We start from the raw sequence: 22,428 nt of genomic DNA, 5'->3' as shown, positions 1-22,428 counted from the left end.
AACTAGTCAAATTATTGGCTAGTTTTCTTAGTTATAACTCTTCTGCCAGCTTATTGAGCTTACGCAGCCTATGATTGACACCACTTTTGGTCAAGGGAAAATCCAAACTATCGGCTATCTGCTGAATAGAGTAATCAGGATGAGCCACTCTTACTTGGGCGATTTGTTGCAATTCCAAAGGCAAATTTTCCAAGCCAAGATTATCCATAATTTTAATGATATTGTTAATGGTTTTCATGCTGGCTGTGATAGTTTTAGCGATATTAGCTGTTTCAGCATTGTTGGCACGGTTAATATCATTGCGTGTTTCTCGTAACAGTTTAATCTCCTCAAAACTGCTCCAAGCTTCCATGGCCTTAATTACAATCAGAAAATCCATAATGTCCTCTGCTTTTTGTAAATAAGTAATCGCACCGTTTTTATGTTCCAAGACCTTGGCATCTAGCATAAATTTACGCATGAGCTTAGCTAGGTCTTGGGCATGATCCAAATAAACTGAAAATATTTCAAGTTGATACTTACCAGATTCTGGATCCCTTACCGTTCCTGTGGCTAGAAAAGCCCCGCGGAGATAGTCGCGTCCCACATCATCATCAGATAAGACACGTTTTTCAATACCTGTTGACAGACCAAAAAAAGCATCGGCTAATTGTAAATCTGCTAAAATGTGTGACACATCCTGACTCACCACCACCAAATAGACACGATTTTTTTTCAAATTGGTTTTTTGATGATGGGAAACTTCTGGCTCAATGTGGTAATAAGCCACTAACTGTTCATAAATATGACGAGCAATTTTAGCATTTTCAGTCATGATTGAAAGAGTTAAGCCGTCAGCAGTCAGGCTCAAATTACCAGACATTTTTACAAGTGCTGCTAGTTGTGCCTTATCGGGTTGGGGAAGCCCTAAAACTTCTTCTTTAATTCGTGTGGTGAAACTCATCTTGTCTTCCTTTAATTAGCTGCATCAATTCTGCCACAACTCGATTGCCATCATGAAAAGCTCCGCCATTTTTCAAGCGTAGAAAGTTAGAGGCGACTACTCGTTTGGTTAGTTTTTGTAAGCCTGTCAAATCATGCTCCACTTGCACCAAGTATTCATCAAAAGCATGGCTATTCATGTAGCCACTAGGAACAGGCTCGACATTAACCAAGACGGTATCAATAATATCTTGTCCCAAGTGCCGATTCAAGACAGCAACATGGTCACTGTCTTTGAAATGTTCCGTTTCACCATACTGGGTCATGATATTGCAAACATAAGCAACTTCTGCTTGTGTCACCAAAAGTGCTTCACGGATTTCTGGAATCACGAGATTTGGCAAAATGGAGGTAAAGAGTGAACCAGGGCCTAAGACAATCAAGTCACTCTCCATAATAGCCTTAACCACCTGATCGCTGGCTTTTGGTGTGTCATCATTATAAGTGTTAGTGACAAAAACATGATCAATCATGCCTTGATAATCCGAAATGCTACTCTCTCCCACCACTTCGTGTCCATCTTGGAAAACTGCATGTAGGGTCAAGGGCTGGTCGCTAGCAGGATAAATCTTACCTGTTGTATGGAAAAACTGGGTCAAGATTTGCATAGCCTTATAGGTTGACCCCTGCATCTCTGACAGACCTGCTATAATCAAATTACCCAAGGGATGACCTGCCAAGGGCCCATCATTTTCTTGGAAACGATACTGAAAGATTTGCTCGTAAAATTTGGGCATATCACTCATTGCCACTAAAACATTGCGAAGATCGCCAGGTGGTGAAATTTTCATGGCTGAACGCAGTTGCCCTGATGAGCTGCCATCATCAGCAACAGTCACAATAGCTGTAATATCAACATCTTCATGGCGAAGGCTACTCAAAATGACTGGAATGCCTGTTCCACCACCAATAACGGTTACTTTTGGTTTTCTCATGAGCGATTCACCGTTTCCTTACGTCGTTCACGGTCACGATGATTTTCATTAACCAACCAATTTTTCGACAAATCTTGAGCCAGTCTATGAGTAAAAGCCACACTACGATGCTGACCACCTGTGCAACCAATAGCCAGTGTCAAAATTGACTTGCCTTCTGCCTTGTAAGACGGTAAAATCGGCTCTAGCATTGCCAGTAAATGCTGGTAAAATTGCTCGGACTGGGGTTGCGTCATCACATAATCAAACACTTCCTTATCCAAGCCAGTCTGCTCGCGTAAGGATTGTTGATAATAAGGATTGGGCAAAAAGCGAACATCAAAAACCAAGTCTGCATCCAAAGGCAGTCCATACTTAAAACCAAAACTCATCACTTCAATACGAAAACCAGATTGATCATCCCATTGGCAAAATTGATCAAGGATGGTTTGGCGTAATTGACGAGGAGTTAATTCGGTAGTATCAACAACATGTTGACTCAGATTTTTCAAGGGAGCTAGCAACTCACGTTCACGGCTAATCCCATCTAATACCCTGCCGTCTGCTGCCAAGGGATGACTACGTCTCGTTTCCTTATAACGGGCAACTAATTCACTATCTGTTGCATCTAAGAATAGGATTTTGACAGCTAACTGAGCATTACTTTCTAGCTGGTCTAAAATTTGGCTCATCTCCTTGAAAAAAAGACGACTACGCATATCAATGACCAAGGCGACAGACTGGTAATCATCAGTCTGTTGAATTAACTCTAAAAATTTTGGGACCAAGGCCGGTGGCATATTATCAATGGTAAAGTAGCCACGATCTTCGAAGGATTGGATAGCTACGGTTTTACCCGCACCACTCATTCCTGTCACAATCACTAAATCAAGGCCTTTATTCATGACAACACTCCTTTCCTTATCTTTTCTACATTATAGCATAAATCAAGAATATCCGACGATAAGCAACGAAAAAAATCGCCGAAGCGATCTTTTTATGGTTTCAAACGATGTAACATGCGTGGGAATGGAATGGCTTCACGGATATGTTTCGTTCCTGCCACAAAGGTCACCATACGCTCCAAGCCTAGACCAAAACCTGCATGAGGAACTGATCCATATTTACGCAAATCAAGATAGAAGGCATAATCCTTAGGATCTAGTCCTTCTGCTACAATCTTGTCATATAATTTTTGGTAATCATCTTCACGAACCGAACCACCAATGATTTCACCATAGCCTTCTGGTGCCAACAAATCCGCACACAAGACACGCTCAGGATTGCCTGGCACTGGTTTCATATAGAAGGCCTTAAAGCTAGCTGGGTAGTTGACCACAAAAGTCGGAACACCAAAGTAGTTAGAAATCCACGTTTCATGTGGTGAACCAAAATCATCACCATGCTCTAAGTGTTCATAATCTGCATCTTCGTCTGCCTCATGCTCTTGCAAAAGACTGATAGCATCATCATAAGACACACGCTTAAATGGCTCTGCAATGTAGCGTTTAAGCGCTTCAACATCACGTTCTAGAATTTCTAAGGCTTGAGGTGCACGGTCTAATACCCCTTGAATCAAGGCTTTAACATAAGCTTCTTGTAAATCAAGTGACTGTTCATGACTCATGAAAGCATACTCTGCATCCATCATCCAAAATTCAGTCAAATGACGACGTGTCTTAGATTTTTCAGCACGGAAAACTGGACCAAAGTCAAATACTCGTCCCAAGGCCATAACCCCTGCTTCTAGATAAAGTTGACCCGATTGACTTAAGAAAGCTGGATTGCCAAAGTAGTCTGTTTCAAACAGTTCTGTCGTATTTTCAGCTGCATTTCCTGATAAGATTGGGCTATCAAATTTGACAAAGCCATTTTGGTCAAAAAATTCATAAGTCGCATAAATAATAGCATTACGGATTTGCATGATAGCCATTTGACGACGTGAACGTAACCACAAATGACGGTGATCCATCAAGAAATCTGTCCCATGTTCTTTTGGTGTAATTGGATAATCCACACTTTCTCCAACCACTTCCAAGTCCGTCACATCAAGTTCATAACCAAATTTTGAGCGTTCATCTTCTTTAACGATACCTGTTACCAAAACAGACGTTTCTTGGCTAAGGCGTTTAATCACGTCAAACTTGGCTGTTCCGTCTTCTTCACCATATTTTTCAATAAAATTAGGCTTAAAAGCAACAGCTTGGAAAAAGGCTGTGCCATCTCGTAATTGCAAAAAGGCTAATTTTCCTTTACCTGACTTGTTAGCCACCCATGCACCGATGGTCACTTCCTGACCAACATGATCTTTCACATCAATAATTGCAACATAATCTTTTGACATCATTTTTCTTTTCTTTCTATTTTAATTTTCCATAAAAGACTTAATGCGTTTAGCGGCTTCTGTTAAACTCTTTAAGTCTGTCGCATAACTTAGACGAATATGATTTGGTGCACCAAATCCTTCACCTGCAACAAGGGCCACACCTGTTTTTTCAAGTAAATCATTGGTTAAATCAACAACTTGCTCATAGCCTTTTAGTTTCATGGCTTCACTGACATTGATAAAAAGATAAAAGGCACCTTGAGGTTTAATTAAACTAAAACCTGGAATCTCTTGGATAAGTGGATAAATGGTATTTAGACGCTCTTCAAAAGCTTGACGCATCTTTTCAACCTCATCTTGTGGACCAGTTAGAGCTTCAATGGCTGCATATTGAGCAACTGTGGTCAAATTAGATGTGGTTTGACTGACGAACTTACTCATAGCAGAAATAATGGCTGCATTTCCAACTGCAAAACCAACTCGCCAACCTGTCATGGCATAGGTCTTAGACACCCCATTGACCACGACAGTTTGTTGCCGAATGGCTTCAGATAAACTGGAAATTGGAACAAACTCTGTTTCATTATAAACCAAGCGTCCATAGATATCATCAGCTAAAATTAAAACATCTCGCTCCACCGCCCAACGACCAATAGCCAATAACTCTTCACGACTATAAACCATTCCCGTTGGATTTGATGGTGTATTTAATAGCAAAACTTTCGTCCGCGAACTGACCATCTGTTCCAAATCAGCTACCGTAACCTTAAACTGATTGGTTTCATTAGTTTCAATAAAAATAGGATGACCCTGAGCCAAGACGACCTGCTCAGCATAAGATACCCAATAAGGTGTTGGGATGAGAACCTCATCACCTTTATCTAAGACAGCCATAAAAAAGGCATAGAGGATAAATTTAGCTCCAGTAGCGGCTACAATTTCCTTTGACGACACCTCATAACCATAATAATGTTTCATGTAGCTTGCAATAGCAGATTTCAAATCTGGTAAACCACTGGCTACAGTATAGTAGCTCGCTTGACCACTTACAATACTGTCAATGGCTTGTTTACCAATATTTTCAGGCGTTGGAAAATCAGGTTGTCCTAATGTCAAGTCAATAATATCCTTGCCCTGTGCTTTCAAAGCCTGTGCCCTAGCACCAGTAGCTAAGGTGGCACTTTCTTGCATGGTTTGGATTCGCTTGGCTAATTTGCTCATAGCCCCTCCTTCTTCACTAACTCACCTGAAGTAAAATCAATCAGATAGTAGGCTTTGTCTGACTTAACTTCCCAGATTGACCGTTCTTGATAACGACCAAATACTGCTTTATCAATAGTACCTGCACCATAGTCTTGAGCCTTGGCTACTGCCTCTTCCTTACTCAAGCCTGTACTTTGTGGAACCATATAAACCTGACCAGTTTCTTGGTTAATTGTAACAATGACCTCTTGGTCATCTTGAGTTTGACCATAAATAGTGTAATAGGTCATCTCACCACTGTAACGCTCTACCTGATTCGTCTGCTTTAATTGGGCAACTTCTTGGGCCACTTGTCTTGCTTGCTGACTAGCTAGCAAATGAGGACGCATAGCCCAATAAGCCATAATCATCACTGCAAAAAACAAGGAAAACAATAACAAAACAAAACCAAAAAGATACTGTTTATATAAGGGAATCGTTCTGTCCATAGTTTTCCTTTCTTTTTTATGATTGATACTCATTCTATTATATCAAAAATTCTGCAATTACTGGCAGAATTTTGATGAAATTTCCCTGCTCCAGTTGAAAATTATCTTCTAAATAATCTAAGATAGTAGAACTATAAGAACGACTTAACAGCCGTTGATCTAAAATCAAAATAGCTGACTTTTGCTCAGGACGGCGCTGGGAACGACCAAAGGCCTGAATTAAACGCAAGAGCATCATAGGTAGCGTATAACTCATAAAAGGATTCTGTCCCCTTTGTTCCAACTCTCGATAAATTTTTTGACTAAAACGATCCTTAGGGTTCTCAAAAGGCAACTGCGTAATGACCGTTAATAAGCGGTCTTGTTCTTTAAAATCTACCCCTTCCCAAAAGGTTCCCGTTCCTAACAATAGCCCATTTTTTTCACGGTCAAAACGTTTTTTCAAGCCAAAAGGTTGACCATTCTTATATTGACAAAGATGATTAACTTCAACTTCGTCTAATAAGTCAGAAACCTTCAACATCATTTTTTTTGAGGTAAACAAGGCTAGAATAGGGTAATCAAGTTGGACTAACTGGACCAATTTTTCAGCTAAAAATAAGACGTATTGTTCCTGTGATAAGGAGCGAATATCTGGTAAATCTCTTGGTAAATAGATGTGTTGTGTTTTTGTTCGTTCACTAGGCAAACGCTCAAAGTGATAGCTTTCTAGTTGTAACAGATCGGCTAGATTAACGTCCTGACTAATCTGCAAACTGGATGAAATTAAATAAAGTTTCTTTGGTTTGATAAGTTCAGTTAGTCGAACCAGCTCTTTCTGGCTACTATGGAGTATGATTTGGTATGGCTCATTTAGTTCATCTTTTTCCAGCCAAACCAATGGAAAATCTTCGGATAAGGCTTTAGCCAAAGGTTGTAATGCAACAAGATCCAATTCAGACAGATCTTGACGTAGCTTAGGCAAACGTAGTTCCAACTGCTCTTGGCAGTATGACTCGTTGCCATTAACCACTTGTTCCAGTTCGAATTGCAGACTTTCTAATAAGCGTTGTTGCAAATGATTAGTTATTTCGTCTAGTAACAACTTTATTTGACTCAGCAATTGAGTTAAATTTAGACGCTGATGAGTTTGTGCCTCCAAAGTTGCCAACATGGCCTGTGCTTCATCAATCACTAACACTTTGTTCGTGATAAAATTCTGACGCTCTTTACTTTCTTCTAACAAATAAGCATGATTGGTTATCAAAAGACGGCTAGTTTTAGCTTTTTCTTGAGCACGTCGCCAAAAATCCATTTCATAAAAAGGCGAGTACACATCTAAACGCCCATCATGTCGTAAGGCTTCAAAAAATGACTCCATCCCTTGTTGCTGTCTAATTTCATCTAAATCTCCCGTTTGCGTTTCAGCCAACCAAACGAGCACACGCATTTTATAACGATTCAATAAACGGTTGCTCTCAGGAGTTTCCAGACTCTTTTGGAAGTATTCCAGTTTAATATAATTTCTGGCAGCCTTGATGCTCTGACTGCTTAGGTTGAAACAGTTTCTTAGCCATGCTGCCTCTTGATAATAAAGTTGATCTTGTAACGTCTTGGTTGGTACGGCAACAACCAGTTGCTCTTTGAAACCTTGACTAAGTAAGGGAAGAAGATAACCTAAACTTTTTCCGATTCCAGTTGGGGCTTGAATTAAACTTGGCTCTGGCAATGCCAAGCCCTGCTCAATCAATTGAGCAAATGCTTCTTGCTTCGGTCTAACATCTAAGCCCAAAATCTTTAGATTATCAGTAAAATGTCTAGCCAACTCTTTTTCCTTAGCTAGAGATAGACTTTTTTTCAACATCAGATGTTCAACCAACTCATACTGATCAAGATCATCTTCTCTCATCTTCTCTTCCAAAATTTCATCAATAATGAGATGACTTTCATAAAGGAGATGATGTGAAAAAGTCTTTAAGACCTGCAAGGTCTGTTGGGGAAGCTGTCTAATTTTTTCTTGCAGCATTAAAAAAATTTCTGCCGTTGCTCGTGCATCTGCAATCGCCGTATGCGCTTGATTAAGCCTAACCTCCAAAGCACTGGCTAACTGAGCAAGAGAATATTTTTCCAAGGTTGGAAAAAAAACTTGACTTAATTCGACCGTATCAACTCGTGGTTGACGAAGTTCATACCCTTCCCAAAAGAGTTGCTCTGTTAATAGATTGGCATCGAATTTAACATTATGAGCAACAAAAATAGCATCCTTAATCAACTCATAAATACGACTAGCTACTTGCGAAAATTCTGGAGCAACTGACAACTGCTCATCTGTAATGCCTGTCAAACTAATAATATGTTCGTCCAAGGGTTGATGAGGATTAACATCTGTTTCAAAGGTTTCTGTGATTTGTCCGTTTTCAATAATGACAATTCCCACTTGGATAATGGAAGAATCAATCGCCGTTCCAGTTGCTTCCAAATCAACAACGGCGTACTTGCGCAGCTTATTCACTTTCATAGTGCCTCTATTATATCATTTTTAATCGCCAAATTGAGCTTTTTTTGATAGACTAGATGTATGAAAATTATAAAAACAGTTAATACTTTTGCGCGTGAAAACACCTATTATTTAGTCAATGACAAGGCTTGTCTTATTATTGATCCTGGTAGTGATACAGACTTCATCTGTCAAAAATTAAGAGAAATCAACAAACCCGTCGCTGCCATTTTACTCACTCATGCCCATTATGATCACATCATGGGAGTTGATGTGGTTCGAGAAAATTTCAACCAACCACCTGTCTATGTGTCAGAAAAAGAAGCAAGTTGGCTTTATACACCTCATCAAAATCTTTCAGGCCTTAGTCGTCATGATGATATGGCAGATGTTATGATTAAACCTGCTGATTATTATTTTAATTATGAACAGGCCTATAACCTAAGCGATTTTCATTTCTATGTTCTTGAAACGCCTGGTCATTCTCATGGTGGGGTCTCTTTTGTTTTTCCAAAAGAAGAAATCGTCTTTTCTGGCGATGCCCTTTTCAAAGAGTCTATCGGTCGAACCGATTTACCAACTAGTGATTTTGACCAACTCATTGCCAGTATTCAGACCAAACTCTTTACCCTCCCCAACCATTACACAGTCTATCCAGGTCATGGTTGGAGTACAACCATTGGTCATGAAAAAAGTTTCAACCCCTTTTTCGTCAAATAAAAATAAAGTCCTTAACAAATTTGTTAAGGACTTTTTGATATATATTATCTAAACTATCAAACTAAACTTGCTACTCATATCTCAAAGCTTCAATTGGATCCAACTTACTTGCCTTATTGGCTGGTAAAACACCAAAAATGATTCCCACCATGGCAGAAAAAGCAATGCTAACAAAAACAGTAGCCAAGGATATTTCTGGCTTACCAAGATTAGCAACCAGTCCTTCAATATTGCCCAAGGCATAAGTAAACAAATAAGCAATAATCAGTCCAATGAAACCACCTAAAATCGTCAACACGACAGATTCAATTAAAAATTGTACCAAAATATTACGGCGAGTTGCTCCCAAAGCCTTTCGAAGACCAATCTCTCGCGTTCTTTCAGTTACGGATACCAACATGATATTCATGACACCAATTCCTCCGACAAAAAGAGAAATTCCACCAATAAAACCAATAAACATGGTCATGGTGCCAACTTGCTGTTTGATTGATGCTAACATTTGAGAAATATCAAACATGGTAAACTCACCTTCTTTGGCATCAGATAACTCGGTTAAACGCTTAGCGGCCTGAGTTCCTAGCTCACTAGCCTGTAAGACATCTGGCACATAAAAATTAACTGCACCAATCTCATCAACATTAAATTCTGCGGCTAGTTGCGTGTTGGCTAAGATCGCGTTTCCTTCAGAAGTTGCTCCATAACTGGCTGAACCTGCTGCGGGATCTTTATAAACACCGACCACTCGGTATTGCTTATTGCCAACATCAACTGTTTTATTAAGAGCTTCTTCATACGAAGAAAATAATTTTTTTGCCAAGACCTTATCAATCATAATTAAGCGAGAAAACTGACTGTAGTCTGATGCGCCCAGTTGGCGACCTGCTAAAATCTTATATTTCTTTATCCCAAAATAAGTGCTAGTGACTCCTGTTAAAGTTACCTTACTAGATTTCTTATTCTGATAAGAGATAGCTTCTGTTGTCGTATTTGTCGCATAATAACCACTGATACCAGGAATTTCTCGAACAATTTGTTCTAGCCACTCTTCTCGGATCAAAGGGGGTTTGAGAGTTGATGACACATCTTCTGGAAAGAGAGCATTATCCCCTTTTTTCTGGTAAAACAAGCTAACATCATGTTGAAATTGTGACGCTTGTTTGGTAATGCTTTTAGTCACACCTGTACCAATAGCCATAACAACTGACACCGCAGCCACACCAATGATAACCCCCAACATGGTCAAGAAAGATCGCATTTTATGCCCTAAAATCGAGCTAATGGCAAATTTCCAATTTTGCATTGACTCCTCCTTCCCTACTCAATTCTTACACTGTCTGTTGTATCTGCTGTAATCTCACCATCACGAATGACAATTTTTCTAGTTGCATAGTCAGCAATTTCTGGCTCATGCGTGACCATGATAATCGTCTTGCCTTCTCTATTGAGCTGGGTCAATAATTCCATAATTTGATTACTGGTTTTAGTATCAAGAGCTCCTGTTGGCTCATCGGCTAGGATAATTGAGGGATTGTTAACCAAGGCACGCGCGATTGCCACCCGTTGCTTTTGTCCCCCAGACATTTCAGACGGCATGTGGTACATGCGATTTGCAAGCTCGACTTTTTCTAAAAATTGCTCAGCTAGCTCACGTCGCTTTCTTGCTCCTACACCTGCATAAATCAAAGGAAGTTCGACATTTTCTAGGGCATTTAATTTGGATAAGAGAAAAAATTGTTGGAAGACAAAACCGATTTCTTCGTTTCTGACCTGTGCCAACTCCACTTCTGGCAAATCTTCTACTTCATTATCAGCCAAATGATAAAGACCACTTGTTGGTGCATCTAAAAGACCAATAATATTCATCAAAGTGGATTTACCCGAACCAGATGGCCCCATAATCGCTAAAAATTCACCCTCATAAACCGTTAGATCAATTCCCTTAAGTACTTGTAACTCCTCTTCACCACTGCGATAAGACTTCGTGATTTGCTTTAAGGTCATCAAGGCTTTCGGTCTATCCTTCACTTGAACTTCCTCCCTCACTGTCAGCCTGAGCATCGCCTTCTGTGTCCTCAGAAGCGACACTTTCCAACACTTGACCGTCTTTTAATTTATTATCTGGATTGGTTACAACCACTTGACCAACTTCTAAGCCTGTATTGATTTCTTGCGAACGGGCATCAGCATTACCAACGCTGACTTCTTTTTTAGCGACTGTTCCATTATTTTCATCATAAACCCAAACATAAGATTTATCTCCCTCAACGACAAGTGCACCAATTGGAACAACAAAACCTTTCTTATCGTTAATGACTTCAACGGAAACAGTAAAGCCTTGCTTTAAGTCACCTAAATCACTTGTAATATCAGCTGTGTAATTATAAGTTGGGGTCGAATTGGTTGAGCCGCTTTCCGTTGGATTGGGGTAATTCGAAATCGAAGCAATGGTTCCTGTCCATTCTTTATCGCTATAAACCTTAGATTTAATTTTTATAGCTTGACCAACCTTAATATTAGCTAAGTCATACTCCGTCAGTGTTCCTTTGACTTGCAGTTGCCCCTCACTCGTGACATGAACAATGCTCTGACTTGTCTTAGAGGCAGGATCAATATTGTTATTAACCGCAACTACCGTACCAGAAACAGTACTGGTAATCACCGACTCATTCAAGGTAGCTTGAGCTTTATTGATTTCTCCTTGGGCATTAGCATAGGCATCATTAAGGTCTTGGAGTTGCTGCTCATAACTAGCTGTGGCCTGCATGGTTGGTGGTGTTGTCATCGTATAAGTTTCACCCGTTTCTGGATCTGTGGTCGTATTGGTTGTTGGGAGATTACCATAAGCTCTCAAATACTCAATCTGACGAGCAACCTTATTCAAATTACGAATAGCCGTATCATAGTCGGTCTGAGCCTTGGTAATATCATACTGCACCAACTGCTGACCTTCTGTGACCTGATCACCAACAGCTACAGTGGCAGTAGCACTTGTTCCTTTACTTGCATCGTAATAAACATACTGTTCAGACAAGGCCTTGACAGTACCAGATAACAAGGTCGCAGATGCTAAAGAACCTTCTTTAACATTAGCAATCTTATAAAGATTGTCTGAGGCAACATTAGAAGTTTGACTATTTTTAAAATAGGTAACTCCCGCAAAACCAATCAGGCCTAAAAGCCCTAGGCTAACTAAGCCCCACTTTTTCTTCTTCGACGTTTTTTTTCTATGTTTTCTTGACATAAAATCCCTCCTTATCTCGTACCCTTGTATGAGTTATATAATATAATTATAAAGTTTTGAAAAATCCTTGTCAATGATTGGCTGTTAAATTCATTATAAATTTACGCTATCTTTTGCATTCACAAAAAACTTCCCAGTTTTAAACTGAGAAGTTTATTATTAGTTAAATAAGAAATTAACGAAACGATCAGCAATTTTTTCTGTTGCTTTTTCAATATCTTCCTTATCCCAAGTATCTTTTGCATACTCAGATAAAGCCTGTGCTAAATGATAACGACTACCACGGTAGCCCTGACCACTTGTCACTTCGTTTTCTTTTTTGGTTCTAAACCAAGCATCACCAATACCACGGTTAATTTCTGCTTCTAATAAAATCTTGTTACCTAATTTTTCCGCATAGCTATAAAATTCATCTTGGTCAACAAAACCTGCATCTCGCATAATCGACTCACGATTTAGACCACTCTGAGGCATGATATGTTCGACATCAACCAAGCCATCTAATTTGAAAGGTAAGCCTTGCTCTTGACTGTAAAGGTAGTCATTAACAAAGACCAACGTTTTAGGTAGGCCACTCTCCAACAGGCGACTTCTAATATCTTCTGGAGTAAAGTGATGAGCAATGTGGTCTTTAACCTCTTGAATCAAATCAGACTCACTGTAAGTGTCAACTTGGCTATATTTAAGATTGATTTTTTCCAAAAATCCTTTGAAAATAGAGTGACTGTAAGAAAAATCTGTCACATCCAGAAGAATAGCCAGACGTAGTAAATAACTCAAGTAACGACTATCTGTCGAGCGATAAAAGAGGTAAGACGAAACAAAAGGTCTAAAATTACCATAAAATCTTCCCATAATCTGACCTAATTCGGTTTGCTCAAAACTCGACCAATTGCTTATAATTTGGTTTAACTCATTGATAAAGATCTGATCTTCTTTCAAAAGATAGGCACGTTTTTTGAAGAAGGCACGAATCCCTCGGTTATTAGTTTCTTTTTGCTCTTTAGCTAATTTCACAAAAATATAATAAGTCATGAGCAAATTTAAGTCCAAAGATGATTGATCCACCCGTTGAACCAAGTCCTTCCAAGAAGCTTCAAAATCACGTCTATCCTTAGATACTGCCGTTGCTCGAGACACCAAAACTTCGATAGCTGTCAGAGGCAAACCAGTACCGTTTAGGGAATTAAAAATATTGATGGCTTGATCCGTATTAAAACTGGTAATGGTAATAATTTGACAATGAGAGAGTAGATGAGTTGCAAAATCCCTAATTTGGGTGTTGGTCAACGGTTGACAATAATGATAAAAGTAACGGAAGTTTTTATAAAAATTGGTGTATTTATTGTCCTTGCGTCGTCCTTTAATCTTAATCACGCTCGCCTCAATGGTTGACAGGTCTTCACCTCTTAAAATACTATTCAAATCACTAGCATAAAGTTCGGAAATCGAATCATTTTTATACTTGATTTGATGGTCTTGCAAGTCATGTTGACCACGACGATAGTTAAAGGCATCCTCATCTGATAAATTATATAGCATAGTGACCGTTCTAGCTATTAAGCCCTTAAGCTCTTCCAATAATCTAGCATCTGCCAAAGACTCTTCTGATAAATGTGAGATTTCCTGCTTTAATTTCAACAAAACTGCCTTGAGCAATAACATGAAGGTTGTTGTTCGTTGCTGACCGTCAATCAAGGAAATTTCATGCTCTTCCCCAGATTCTTGAGCAATCAATACCGCACCAAAGAAATAGTTATCCTGTTCATCAGCACTAAAGTTTTCTTGATGATTCTTAATATCCTCAATCAACTGCTCACACTGTCCCACCTGCCAAGCATATGGACGCTGATAACTTGGGATATAAAATTCTCTTCGCTTACTAAAATAATCTTCAATATTCTGCAAATCTGGCTTAATATCATTTCTTACCATATCTTTTTCTCCTCAAAATAATTCAATAAAAAAATTCTCACAAAGGAGAATTTTTCATCAGCAAAAACAGCTTATCCTTTATAAACAACAGTGTAAGATGGATTGCCACCAGCCATATTTTCTGCCGTTTGTTTATCCATAAAAGGTCCCATAACTACATTACCAAACTGATCAACAACATACCAATTTCCCATTTAGTTCACCTCCTTTCCCAATAGTGACTTAATCTAAGTAATTGACAAAGTCAATTACTTAGATTAAAAAATACTGTAAATATATTTTAATTTTTTCTTCTTTCAACAATATAAAAAGAACCGCCATTTTGGTGGTTCTTGATAAACTATTATACCAACTCACTCAAATAGTCATAACGTTCATATTTGATTAAGAGTTGTTCATTTTTTTCATCTAATTGAGCTTGTAAATCAGCCAGTTGACCGTAGTCGCTACCACACTTGGTCATGGCTTCTTCAATAGCAGAAATCTCATCTTCTAATTGACTAATGTCTTCCTCAATGGTTTCCCATTCCTTTTGTTCAAAATAAGATAAGCGTTTTTTACTATCCTTACTTTTTTCAGTCTTTGGCTTTTCGAGTTTACTCACGTCTTGTTCATAACTAGTCTCAAAAGCCTTTTCATCCAAGTAATCCGTATAATTTCCAAAAAACTCTCGCATCTGACCATCTTCAAAGGCTAAAATCTTATTGGCAACCTTATCCAAGAAATAACGGTCATGACTGACCGTCAAAACTGACCCAGCAAAATCTGCTAAAAATTGCTCTAACACGGTCAAGGTCGCAATATCAAAATCATTGGTAGGCTCATCCAACAACAAGACATTAGGTTTTTCTAACAAAATTTTCAATAGATACAGGCGTTTTTTCTCACCACCAGATAGTTTCCCAATCAAACTACCATGACTGGCACGAGGAAAGAGAAATTGTTCCAATAAATTCGTGATACTGGTTGTTCCCACATCGGTTTTGACTTCTTCAGCCACTTCTTGTAGATAATTGATGACACGCTTATTTGGATCCATATCCTTGAGTTGTTGTGAAAAATAGCCCACTCGAACAGTTTCCCCAACAATGAGTTGACCACTGGATAAAGTTAAATCGTCATTGATGAGATTCAACAGAGTTGATTTTCCAACACCATTGTCACCGACAATGCCAATACGATCTCGATTTTGAATCAAAAGATTGAACTTGTCCAAAATGACCTTATCTGAGAAAGAAAAACTCGCCTCTTGAAACTCAAGCACTTTTTTACCAATCCGTGTCGTTTCAAAAGTCATACTCAAATCAGTAGCTTGTTGGTTGGTTTGCAAACCTTTTTTCAAATCATGAAAACGATTGATTCGAGCCTGTTGCTTGGTTGCTCGAGCTTGAGGTTGACGTCTCATCCAAGCCAATTCTTGCTTATAAAGTTGTTGACGCTTATGTAAATTAGCAGCATCTCGTTCATCTTGCTCAGCCTTTAATCTAACATAATCTTGATAATTCCCGTGATATTCTGTTAAATCCGCCTGTTCCAACTCAAAAATTCGAGTCGCTACATTATCTAAAAAATAACGGTCATGGGTAATAAAGAGAACGGTTTTTTTACTTTGATTGAGAAAATTAGTCAGCCAAGCAATCGTGTCAATATCTAAGTGGTTGGTTGGTTCATCCAATAGGAGTAAATCTGCCTCAGCTAGTAAGACTTGAGCCAATTGGACTCGACGGCGTAAACCACCAGAAAGATTACCCACCTTTTCTTGCAGATTCATGATACCCAATTTAGCAAGAATGGTCTTAACTTCACTTTCAATCGACCACACATCCAGGGCATCCATTTCTGCCATGAGCTGATCAAGACGACTCTGCTTAGCTTCAGTGTAATCCGCCATTAACCGTTCATATTCCTTAATGAGCTGAATTTCTCTCAGGCTTGACGACAATACCGTATCCAAGACCGTCGCTTGATCATCAAAATTGGGTTCTTGCGTTAGGTAAGCAATCTGATAATCATTGGCCTTACGAAAAGGTGACTGGTCGCCATCAAATCCCAAACGTCCTGATAAAACATCTAAAAGCGTCGTCTTACCTGTACCATTCACGCCAATCAAACCAATCCGATCTTGCTCATGAATAATAAAGGAAATTCGATTAAAAACGGTCTTTTCGCCCACACTCTTGGTTAACTGTTCGACTAAAAAATCACTCATCTAGCTCTCCTTTTACAAACTCAAAAATGGCCACTCGATCATTTGGTAAATTTCCCATAACAATTTGATCTTCAATCCTTGTCAACAATTTCCCTAGAATTGGACCTGCCTTGAGTTGAAATTCTTTCATTAAATCCCCTCCATTGACAACAATTTCATGTTTATCATGAATGATCAAACTGTCATTTAATTGCCAAATACTATCAAAATCAACAACCAACCCCAAGGCTTGTCGGAGTTCTTCTACTAGGATTAACTGAGCATAGCCATAGTCATAAACTTGTCGTTGCGTAAGTGGTTTAGTAGCCCGGTCATTATAAATGTTAATTAGCTGAACAACAGTCTTTTGAAACTGGACTGAGGTTTTCCATTTTTTCAAAAAAGGTTTCACATCTACTTCCAAATTGACCAACAAGTAAGCCCAGGCCTGTTCAGAATTTTTAAACTGAAACTCACTTGGCAGAGCAGCTAGCATCTGAGTCAAAGCCAACTTTTTGTGAGCCAAATCTGGTAAATAAAGATAGGCTTGACTAGCGATAAAAGCTTGCAAACCTTTTTGCCAGTAAGGAGCTGTCAATAATTTATCAAATTCAATGAACGAACGCTCCACCGATATTTTAGTCAAAAGAGGGGCACAGGCCGTCATGGCTGCAAAGGTGTCTTTTTCAATGTCAAAATTAAGATTAGCTGCAAAACGAAAGCCTCTTAAAATGCGCAAGGCATCTTCATTAAATCGCTCACTGGCTTGACCCACAGCGCGTAATAAACCTTGTTCTAAGTCCGCTAGACCATTGAAACGATCAATCAACTGACCGTCTTGATTTAAGGCAAAGGCATTTACCGTAAAATCACGGCGTTTTAAGTCCTCATCCAAAGAGCGAACAAAGGACACCTGACTAGGCCTACGATAATCCACATAGACATCTTCTGTTCGAAAGGTTGTCACTTCATACTCACCTTGATCCGTCAAGACCAAAACAGTACCATGCTCAATGCCTATATCAATGGTTCGCTCAAATATTTTCTTAATTTCTTGAGGATAAGCACTAGTGGCGATATCGACGTCATGAATAGGGCGATTCAAAAAAACATCTCGAACACTGCCCCCCACAAAATAAGCTTCATAACCAGCTTGACGAATCCTCTGTAATATCGGTAAAGCCTTCTGAAATTCAGAAGGCAAATCATTTATAATCTTCATGTTTTATCTTTCACTATAAGATATGTGGTGTTAAAGCAAGAGCAATCGTTCCTTGTCCCACATGGGTGGAAATCACACTATTCAAAAGCACTACTTTTATTTGTTCTATCTTATAACCTTGTTCTCTCAAAAGGCCTTGTAACTTTTCCACCTTGTCTGGTGCATTAGAATGGAGAATAAATAGCTCATAGTCTTGATCAGTCATTTGTTTTTCTAAAATATCAACCAAACGCTTTTGTGCTTTTTTCTCAGTCCTAACCTTATCAAACACCTCAATCTTACCTTCAGTTGTAAAATACAAAATAGGCTTAATATTGAGTAGATTTCCTAACAAAGCACTACCATTTGACAGACGACCACCACGCACAAGATGATTCAGATCATCCACCATGATAAAGGCACCTGTTTGCTCAATTTGTTGTTCCAGACGAGCTAAGATGCTGTCAAAAGTCTGTCCCGACTCAGCCCACATCAAAGCATTGGCCACCAAACTACCCAAGGGGGCACTGGTAATCTTGGTATCTGGAAAGGCTAAGGTTAATTGGTCATAATCCTCTACTAGATATTGGATATTCTGCCAAAAACCAGAAATACCGCTAGATAAAAAGAGTCCAATGACATGTGTGTAGCCTTCTGCTACTAGCTGATCCAAAGTGGCAACTAACTCTGATAAACTTGGTTGGCTGGTCGTTGGCAAATCAGTCGCCGTTGCTAAATAACGATAAAACTCATCCAATGACAAGTTTTTCCCTTCAACATAGCTCTGCTTATCCATGATGATGGGAATATCTAAACAAAATAGATTTTGAGCTTGTTTAACTTCCGGTTCTAAATAAGCTGACGAGTCCGTAATAACGGCTAACTTCATGACTAAAACTCCAATGTGATTCCTGGACGATCCAGTGCAATTTCGGTTACTTCATAGGTCAAACGTTGGAGCATATCCAATAGTGGTGCTGCTAAACTTTGAACCTCTTCTTGTGAAAATTCACTTGGTTCGTTGATGATTCGATTTTTAATGCAATTCATTTGTGACACAACTGCTGTCAAAACAAATTCTTCCTTAACAATAATTGACTGTAATACAGCAACAATTGTTGTTTCATTTTTTTCTTCATCTTTCTTAATCAGTTGGAAAGTCACTTCAGCATTTGTTTCAGGAGTACCATTTTCTTTTTCCCATTCCAAATTACGAGCATCATAATGATACTGGTTTAAGAATACTTTTTCACGAACTAATTCCATCATCTTCTCCTCTTTGATTTCAATATAATCTAGTATAGCATAGGACCGTTTATTCTTCAATCAAGGTCAAAATCCACCCAAGTCTAGTATTTTTTCTGAGGGTGTTTGGCAATAATCTCAGGGTATTTGGCTAGGGTTTTATCGCCCTTATCCGAAAGCGAATACCCACGCAAATCAAACTGCTTGGCCAATTCATCTTCTTGATAAGCAATGATCATGGCTTGATCTAGATCAGCTCGCTTCATTTTTGACAAACCAGCAACCTCTTTTTCTTTTAGCCACTGCTTTAGTTTACCTGCTGGCAAATGGCGCAACGAATCAAACGCACTATCTATTTTGACATAACCCTGCTTGATTAAAAATTCCAACTCTTTTTGAGCGTCAATACCATAGGTTGTCGCAAAATATTTGTGATGAGGGTAGTCTGTCGTGTAGGTGCCAAAATGCACACGCCACAACATAATGATGTGACCAGGCAACAAGCCCTCTTCCGTTCGCTCCATTGCCCATTTGGCAATAGGTTTTTCCAACAATTCTTGCTCATATTCTGGTGCAATATAAGGTTTTTCGGCATGATTACTATAAACTGTTTCAATTGTTTTCATTCCATCATTATACCATAAAAATCATTAAACTTGGTGGAGAGAAAAACTTCTCTTATCAAAATAAGAGAAGTTTTGTTGGCTATAACTTCGCCTGCCATTTTTGTGTCCAAACATGTTCGTTTGGAACACCATAAAAATCATCTTTTCCTTCTAGTTTATCAAGTACTTCATTCCTATACTTAATTCTGTTATCACTTCTTCTCACAAACAAATACCAAAACCATGACGTAAGCGTTGATCAGTATCTAATACTTGACGCTCACTGAATGTTTCAAAATCAGAAGTTGTTATATAATACATCCCTGGCGTTTGTTCTTCATGACCAACATATTGATCCATGTAAATCGTGTAGTCTTTAGTCATCTCATCTTGCAAAATAAAAGCACCCTCAATCCAACGACCTGTATTAGGGATTTGATTATAAACTTTAGACCAATTTATCAGATCTTGACTTTCCCAAAGTTCCAACTTCTTATTCTTTTCATCTTTGATCATCAATTGATAAACATCATCCTTAATAAAAATGTGTCCATCAATATAATTTTTGTCTTCTAAAATTAATTTTTGAGGTTGACCTGCTACCATTGTTTCAAGATTGATTGGAATGATATAAGGACTAAAAGATAATTCTTGCGTGCCTTCATAGTTTGCTTCCTGTCCACGATCATTAAGCGAAACAATAATCCAATCTTGACCAGACAAATCTGTAAAAAAGTCTGGTGCCCAAACATGTGGACTATTGGTATTGGTCAGACCTGCGGCAATTGAAAAATAATTAAAGGTTTCAAAATCTTTTGTTGTATAAATTGTCAAATCTCTTTTATCATCAACACTAGGATCAGTGATAGCAATATAGTAGGTTTCTCCTTTTTTTGTAATAGACGGATCACGACCAACAATACTCAGGGTTTTATACAGATTAAGATTGGTCGGACTATCACCTTGATAAATGAGAAGATTAGCTGGTTTTGTCCAATCCTCATGATGTTCAAAGAAAGTATAAAGATAAGTGCTAGAAACATGTTCTTCCATTTGCATATTTTTCTCCATTTACAATAATCTTATTTATGTTATTTTATATAAATTTATATTTACAGTCAACTAATATAAGAATAATGGTTCCTTATTAATTGTTATCAACATTATTTTAGTTAACGGATTGATCATTTGTTGTGGACTTTTTAGAAAATAATAGATAAATAAGTGCTAACAAAACAATTACTAGATAAAGCAAACTAATCTGCTGCGAAGATAGAGATAAGACTATTATTGAGAACAATGCTTTAGAGATAATATCTCCAACTTGAAAATAGGTTACCATACCACCAAAGATTGTCGCCAATTTATCTTCTTCAATATTATTGAAAACAAGTGCTCCCATTTTGGGGTTTAAGGCACTTACAAACAGGCTTGACAGAAAAGACATAAGTAAAATGCCAACTATATTTTGCAAATAAAGTGCCACAAAGAAGCCTACGACGAAGAAAAGATTGATTTTTAATAGGGTTGATATGGATAGACCTTTGAAATAATTGTTTGTCAAAACCAAAGCTCCACCTAAAATCCCACCTAAAACAGTACTTATCCCCAAAAGTGAAATGGTTGTGGCCTTATTGAACAAAATCAAAGTAGGCGTCTGAGAGAGATTGATGACCACTAAGGAAGTCATAATAGCTAAACTTCCATTGAGAATCGGAATCGTCAGCAAAACACTTTTTATGTCTTTTATCGAAAACAACTGCCTAACCGATAATTTCAAATCTAACACCAAGTCCGAAACGATGGTATTTAATTTGATTTCACTCAAGTTTTTCTCACTAGAAGCATGAGTCAGTTGATTTTTTACCGATAAGATAATCAAAAGACTGCATAAAAAACTCAAGGCATTGAGCATGGCTAAACTTGCATAGCTTATAAGAGTAAGCAAGAGAACACCTGTAACTTGAAACATAATAGCCAAAGTTGACGTCAGTGTTTGCCTAAAAGCAATCACTTCTTCTCTATCTGCTTCCTCTATGATTTGATTAGAAATTGGATAAAACAAACCATTTTCATACTGCCCTAAAATATCCGACACGAAATTCACCAAACTAGCAAATAAGGCAATCACTAAAGACGGTTGGAAGGTCATGGCAACTGCAACTGCCAGATACAATAACATCCTTAGCCATAAGGTTTTAATAATCATCCCGACCTTATTCATGGTTCTATCTGCCAGAAAACCAAACAGTATGGTAAACAATATCGGCAAGGTTTCTGAAAGGTTGATAGCAGATACGGCCAAACTACTATTCTTAATCTCAGTAATATAGGTCATCAAGGCGAGATAGTACACGGCATCGCCAAAATTGGATACCAAATCTGACATTAAAATTTTCATGTATAATCTGTTTCGTAAGATTTTTTTCATCATCTTCTCCTATCTAGACCTAAAGTCAAAGGCCTATACTATTAGCAAGAAAGTATCAACTAATTCCACTATCATTACGGTTTAACTTGCCAAGTCACAAATTTTTCAGCTAAATAGTACCAAATCAAATGATCACAATCTTCTAGAGTATCTCCTAGTTCATTGGTTTCTTCCGCGCCATACCAATCGTCAAATGACTCATCAAGTAGAACTACCTTTTCTTCAATGCCATTTCGCCATTCAAATCTCGATACATAGATACAACTTTCTTCTACTGCATACCATTTGACTTAATAGTCTAACTGGATCGATTTTTCAATGACAGGAATGGGATAGTCTCTTTTTGTCGCAAACTTAACTACATAACGACCATCTGAACACTCACGATAAGTAAAGCCGTATCCATAGTAAATATGTTCTCCATATTTTTCCCTATATTCGCCAATATCTATCACACCCACAATCTTGTTG

21 protein-coding genes are annotated in these 22,428 nt (G+C 38.3%); 1 reads left to right on the top strand and 20 read right to left on the bottom strand.

The window, feature by feature from the left end:
* Window positions 1-31 precede the first annotated feature (31 nt).
* The 7 genes from whiA to FRX54_RS00995 all read right to left on the bottom strand — a co-directional run bounded on the left by whiA (window position 32) and on the right by FRX54_RS00995 (window position 8,409).
* Window positions 32-943: a DNA-binding protein WhiA gene (gene whiA / locus FRX54_RS01025; RefSeq protein ID WP_146460072.1), complete on the bottom strand. Its 912-nt coding sequence runs from the start codon at window positions 941-943 to the stop codon at window positions 32-34.
* Window positions 921-1,916 (bottom strand): YvcK family protein, encoded by a 996-nt coding sequence (locus FRX54_RS01020; protein ID WP_146460070.1) that lies wholly within the window; start codon window positions 1,914-1,916, stop codon window positions 921-923. The genes whiA and FRX54_RS01020 overlap by 23 nt, the downstream gene beginning before the upstream one ends.
* On the bottom strand, window positions 1,913-2,800 hold the full coding sequence (rapZ, locus tag FRX54_RS01015) for an RNase adapter RapZ (RefSeq protein ID WP_146460068.1): 888 nt from the start codon (window positions 2,798-2,800) through the stop codon (window positions 1,913-1,915). Before rapZ ends, FRX54_RS01020 begins: the two co-directional genes overlap by 4 nt.
* Window positions 2,801-2,892: 92 nt before the next feature.
* The gene (gene asnS, locus FRX54_RS01010; RefSeq protein ID WP_146460752.1) at window positions 2,893-4,239 is read right to left on the bottom strand and encodes an asparagine--tRNA ligase; all 1,347 of its coding nucleotides are present in this window, start codon (window positions 4,237-4,239) and stop codon (window positions 2,893-2,895) included.
* 21 nt (window positions 4,240-4,260) lie between these two features.
* On the bottom strand, window positions 4,261-5,442 hold the full coding sequence (locus FRX54_RS01005; protein ID WP_146460066.1) for a pyridoxal phosphate-dependent aminotransferase: 1,182 nt from the start codon (window positions 5,440-5,442) through the stop codon (window positions 4,261-4,263).
* Window positions 5,439-5,912 (bottom strand): DUF5590 domain-containing protein, encoded by a 474-nt coding sequence (locus FRX54_RS01000; protein WP_186603304.1) that lies wholly within the window; start codon window positions 5,910-5,912, stop codon window positions 5,439-5,441. The genes FRX54_RS01005 and FRX54_RS01000 overlap by 4 nt, the downstream gene beginning before the upstream one ends.
* 37 nt (window positions 5,913-5,949) lie before the next feature.
* Window positions 5,950-8,409: a bifunctional DnaQ family exonuclease/ATP-dependent helicase gene (locus FRX54_RS00995; protein ID WP_146460062.1), complete on the bottom strand. Its 2,460-nt coding sequence runs from the start codon at window positions 8,407-8,409 to the stop codon at window positions 5,950-5,952.
* Between the two features lie 60 nt (window positions 8,410-8,469).
* Between FRX54_RS00995 and FRX54_RS00990 the strand changes: the two genes are divergently transcribed.
* The gene (locus tag FRX54_RS00990; protein ID WP_146460060.1) at window positions 8,470-9,108 is read left to right on the top strand and encodes an MBL fold metallo-hydrolase; all 639 of its coding nucleotides are present in this window, start codon (window positions 8,470-8,472) and stop codon (window positions 9,106-9,108) included.
* A gap of 70 nt (window positions 9,109-9,178) precedes the next feature.
* Here FRX54_RS00990 and FRX54_RS00985 read toward each other — a convergent pair whose 3' ends face one another.
* From FRX54_RS00985 to FRX54_RS06295, 13 genes are all read right to left on the bottom strand, one after another.
* Window positions 9,179-10,411, bottom strand: a complete 1,233-nt coding sequence (locus FRX54_RS00985) for an ABC transporter permease (RefSeq protein ID WP_146460058.1) — start codon at window positions 10,409-10,411, stop codon at window positions 9,179-9,181.
* A 14-nt stretch (window positions 10,412-10,425) separates the two neighbouring features.
* Window positions 10,426-11,112 carry an ABC transporter ATP-binding protein gene (locus FRX54_RS00980; RefSeq protein WP_261378946.1) on the bottom strand — a complete coding sequence of 229 codons (687 nt, stop codon included), beginning with the start codon at window positions 11,110-11,112 and terminating at the stop codon, window positions 10,426-10,428.
* Window positions 11,113-11,125: 13 nt separating this feature from the next.
* Window positions 11,126-12,352, bottom strand: a complete 1,227-nt coding sequence (locus FRX54_RS00975; protein WP_146460054.1) for an efflux RND transporter periplasmic adaptor subunit — start codon at window positions 12,350-12,352, stop codon at window positions 11,126-11,128.
* Between the two features lie 159 nt (window positions 12,353-12,511).
* Window positions 12,512-14,287, bottom strand: coding sequence for a DUF262 domain-containing protein (locus FRX54_RS00970; RefSeq protein ID WP_146460052.1), 1,776 nt, complete (start codon window positions 14,285-14,287; stop codon window positions 12,512-12,514).
* A 71-nt stretch (window positions 14,288-14,358) separates the two neighbouring features.
* Window positions 14,359-14,481 (bottom strand): hypothetical protein, encoded by a 123-nt coding sequence (locus FRX54_RS06390; RefSeq protein WP_261379605.1) that lies wholly within the window; start codon window positions 14,479-14,481, stop codon window positions 14,359-14,361.
* Between the two features lie 149 nt (window positions 14,482-14,630).
* A complete protein-coding gene (locus tag FRX54_RS00965; protein ID WP_146460050.1) occupies window positions 14,631-16,496 on the bottom strand; it encodes an ABC-F family ATP-binding cassette domain-containing protein in 1,866 nt (621 codons plus the stop codon).
* A complete protein-coding gene (locus tag FRX54_RS00960; RefSeq protein ID WP_146460048.1) occupies window positions 16,489-17,697 on the bottom strand; it encodes a CCA tRNA nucleotidyltransferase in 1,209 nt (402 codons plus the stop codon). The genes FRX54_RS00965 and FRX54_RS00960 overlap by 8 nt, the downstream gene beginning before the upstream one ends.
* Window positions 17,698-17,710: 13 nt before the next feature.
* On the bottom strand, window positions 17,711-18,565 hold the full coding sequence (locus tag FRX54_RS00955) for a DegV family protein (protein WP_146460046.1): 855 nt from the start codon (window positions 18,563-18,565) through the stop codon (window positions 17,711-17,713).
* A 2-nt stretch (window positions 18,566-18,567) separates the two neighbouring features.
* Window positions 18,568-18,942 (bottom strand): DUF1149 family protein, encoded by a 375-nt coding sequence (locus FRX54_RS00950; RefSeq protein ID WP_146460044.1) that lies wholly within the window; start codon window positions 18,940-18,942, stop codon window positions 18,568-18,570.
* 83 nt (window positions 18,943-19,025) lie between these two features.
* Window positions 19,026-19,547: a hypothetical protein gene (locus FRX54_RS00945; protein WP_146460042.1), complete on the bottom strand. Its 522-nt coding sequence runs from the start codon at window positions 19,545-19,547 to the stop codon at window positions 19,026-19,028.
* A gap of 201 nt (window positions 19,548-19,748) precedes the next feature.
* Window positions 19,749-20,585 carry a hypothetical protein gene (locus FRX54_RS00940; RefSeq protein WP_186652378.1) on the bottom strand — a complete coding sequence of 279 codons (837 nt, stop codon included), beginning with the start codon at window positions 20,583-20,585 and terminating at the stop codon, window positions 19,749-19,751.
* A gap of 109 nt (window positions 20,586-20,694) precedes the next feature.
* Window positions 20,695-21,957 (bottom strand): MFS transporter, encoded by a 1,263-nt coding sequence (locus FRX54_RS00935; protein ID WP_146460038.1) that lies wholly within the window; start codon window positions 21,955-21,957, stop codon window positions 20,695-20,697.
* Between the two features lie 290 nt (window positions 21,958-22,247).
* On the bottom strand, window positions 22,248-22,418 hold the full coding sequence (locus FRX54_RS06295) for a hypothetical protein (protein ID WP_186652374.1): 171 nt from the start codon (window positions 22,416-22,418) through the stop codon (window positions 22,248-22,250).
* Window positions 22,419-22,428: the final 10 nt, after the last annotated feature.

Source organism: Streptococcus sp. sy004, from assembly GCF_007859205.1.
Classification (GTDB): Bacteria; Bacillota; Bacilli; order Lactobacillales; family Streptococcaceae; genus Streptococcus.
This window is presented reverse-complemented; position numbering and strand designations above follow the sequence as displayed.

Excerpts from the sequence above, each read along its gene's own strand:
- FRX54_RS00955 (WP_146460046.1), bottom strand. The coding sequence starts at position 18,565 with ATGAAGTTAGCCGTTATTACGGACTCGTCAGCTTATTTAGAACCGGAA.
- FRX54_RS00940 (WP_186652378.1), bottom strand. The coding sequence starts at position 20,585 with ATGCAAATGGAAGAACATGTTTCTAGCACTTATCTTTATACTTTCTTT.
- FRX54_RS00945 (WP_146460042.1), bottom strand. The coding sequence starts at position 19,547 with ATGAAAACAATTGAAACAGTTTATAGTAATCATGCCGAAAAACCTTAT.
- FRX54_RS00985 (WP_146460058.1), bottom strand. The coding sequence starts at position 10,411 with ATGCAAAATTGGAAATTTGCCATTAGCTCGATTTTAGGGCATAAAATG.
- FRX54_RS00975 (WP_146460054.1), bottom strand. The coding sequence starts at position 12,352 with ATGTCAAGAAAACATAGAAAAAAAACGTCGAAGAAGAAAAAGTGGGGC.
- FRX54_RS00935 (WP_146460038.1), bottom strand. The coding sequence starts at position 21,957 with ATGAAAAAAATCTTACGAAACAGATTATACATGAAAATTTTAATGTCA.
- FRX54_RS01005 (WP_146460066.1), bottom strand. The coding sequence starts at position 5,442 with ATGAGCAAATTAGCCAAGCGAATCCAAACCATGCAAGAAAGTGCCACC.
- FRX54_RS00990 (WP_146460060.1), top strand. The coding sequence starts at position 8,470 with ATGAAAATTATAAAAACAGTTAATACTTTTGCGCGTGAAAACACCTAT.
- FRX54_RS00965 (WP_146460050.1), bottom strand. The coding sequence starts at position 16,496 with ATGAGTGATTTTTTAGTCGAACAGTTAACCAAGAGTGTGGGCGAAAAG.
- FRX54_RS00950 (WP_146460044.1), bottom strand. The coding sequence starts at position 18,942 with ATGGAATTAGTTCGTGAAAAAGTATTCTTAAACCAGTATCATTATGAT.
- rapZ (WP_146460068.1), bottom strand. The coding sequence starts at position 2,800 with ATGAATAAAGGCCTTGATTTAGTGATTGTGACAGGAATGAGTGGTGCG.
- FRX54_RS00960 (WP_146460048.1), bottom strand. The coding sequence starts at position 17,697 with ATGAAGATTATAAATGATTTGCCTTCTGAATTTCAGAAGGCTTTACCG.
- whiA (WP_146460072.1), bottom strand. The coding sequence starts at position 943 with ATGAGTTTCACCACACGAATTAAAGAAGAAGTTTTAGGGCTTCCCCAA.
- FRX54_RS00995 (WP_146460062.1), bottom strand. The coding sequence starts at position 8,409 with ATGAAAGTGAATAAGCTGCGCAAGTACGCCGTTGTTGATTTGGAAGCA.
- FRX54_RS01000 (WP_186603304.1), bottom strand. The coding sequence starts at position 5,912 with ATGGACAGAACGATTCCCTTATATAAACAGTATCTTTTTGGTTTTGTT.
- FRX54_RS00970 (WP_146460052.1), bottom strand. The coding sequence starts at position 14,287 with ATGGTAAGAAATGATATTAAGCCAGATTTGCAGAATATTGAAGATTAT.
- asnS (WP_146460752.1), bottom strand. The coding sequence starts at position 4,239 with ATGTCAAAAGATTATGTTGCAATTATTGATGTGAAAGATCATGTTGGT.
- FRX54_RS06390 (WP_261379605.1), bottom strand. The coding sequence starts at position 14,481 with ATGGGAAATTGGTATGTTGTTGATCAGTTTGGTAATGTAGTTATGGGA.
- FRX54_RS01020 (WP_146460070.1), bottom strand. The coding sequence starts at position 1,916 with ATGAGAAAACCAAAAGTAACCGTTATTGGTGGTGGAACAGGCATTCCA.
- FRX54_RS00980 (WP_261378946.1), bottom strand. The coding sequence starts at position 11,112 with ATGACCTTAAAGCAAATCACGAAGTCTTATCGCAGTGGTGAAGAGGAG.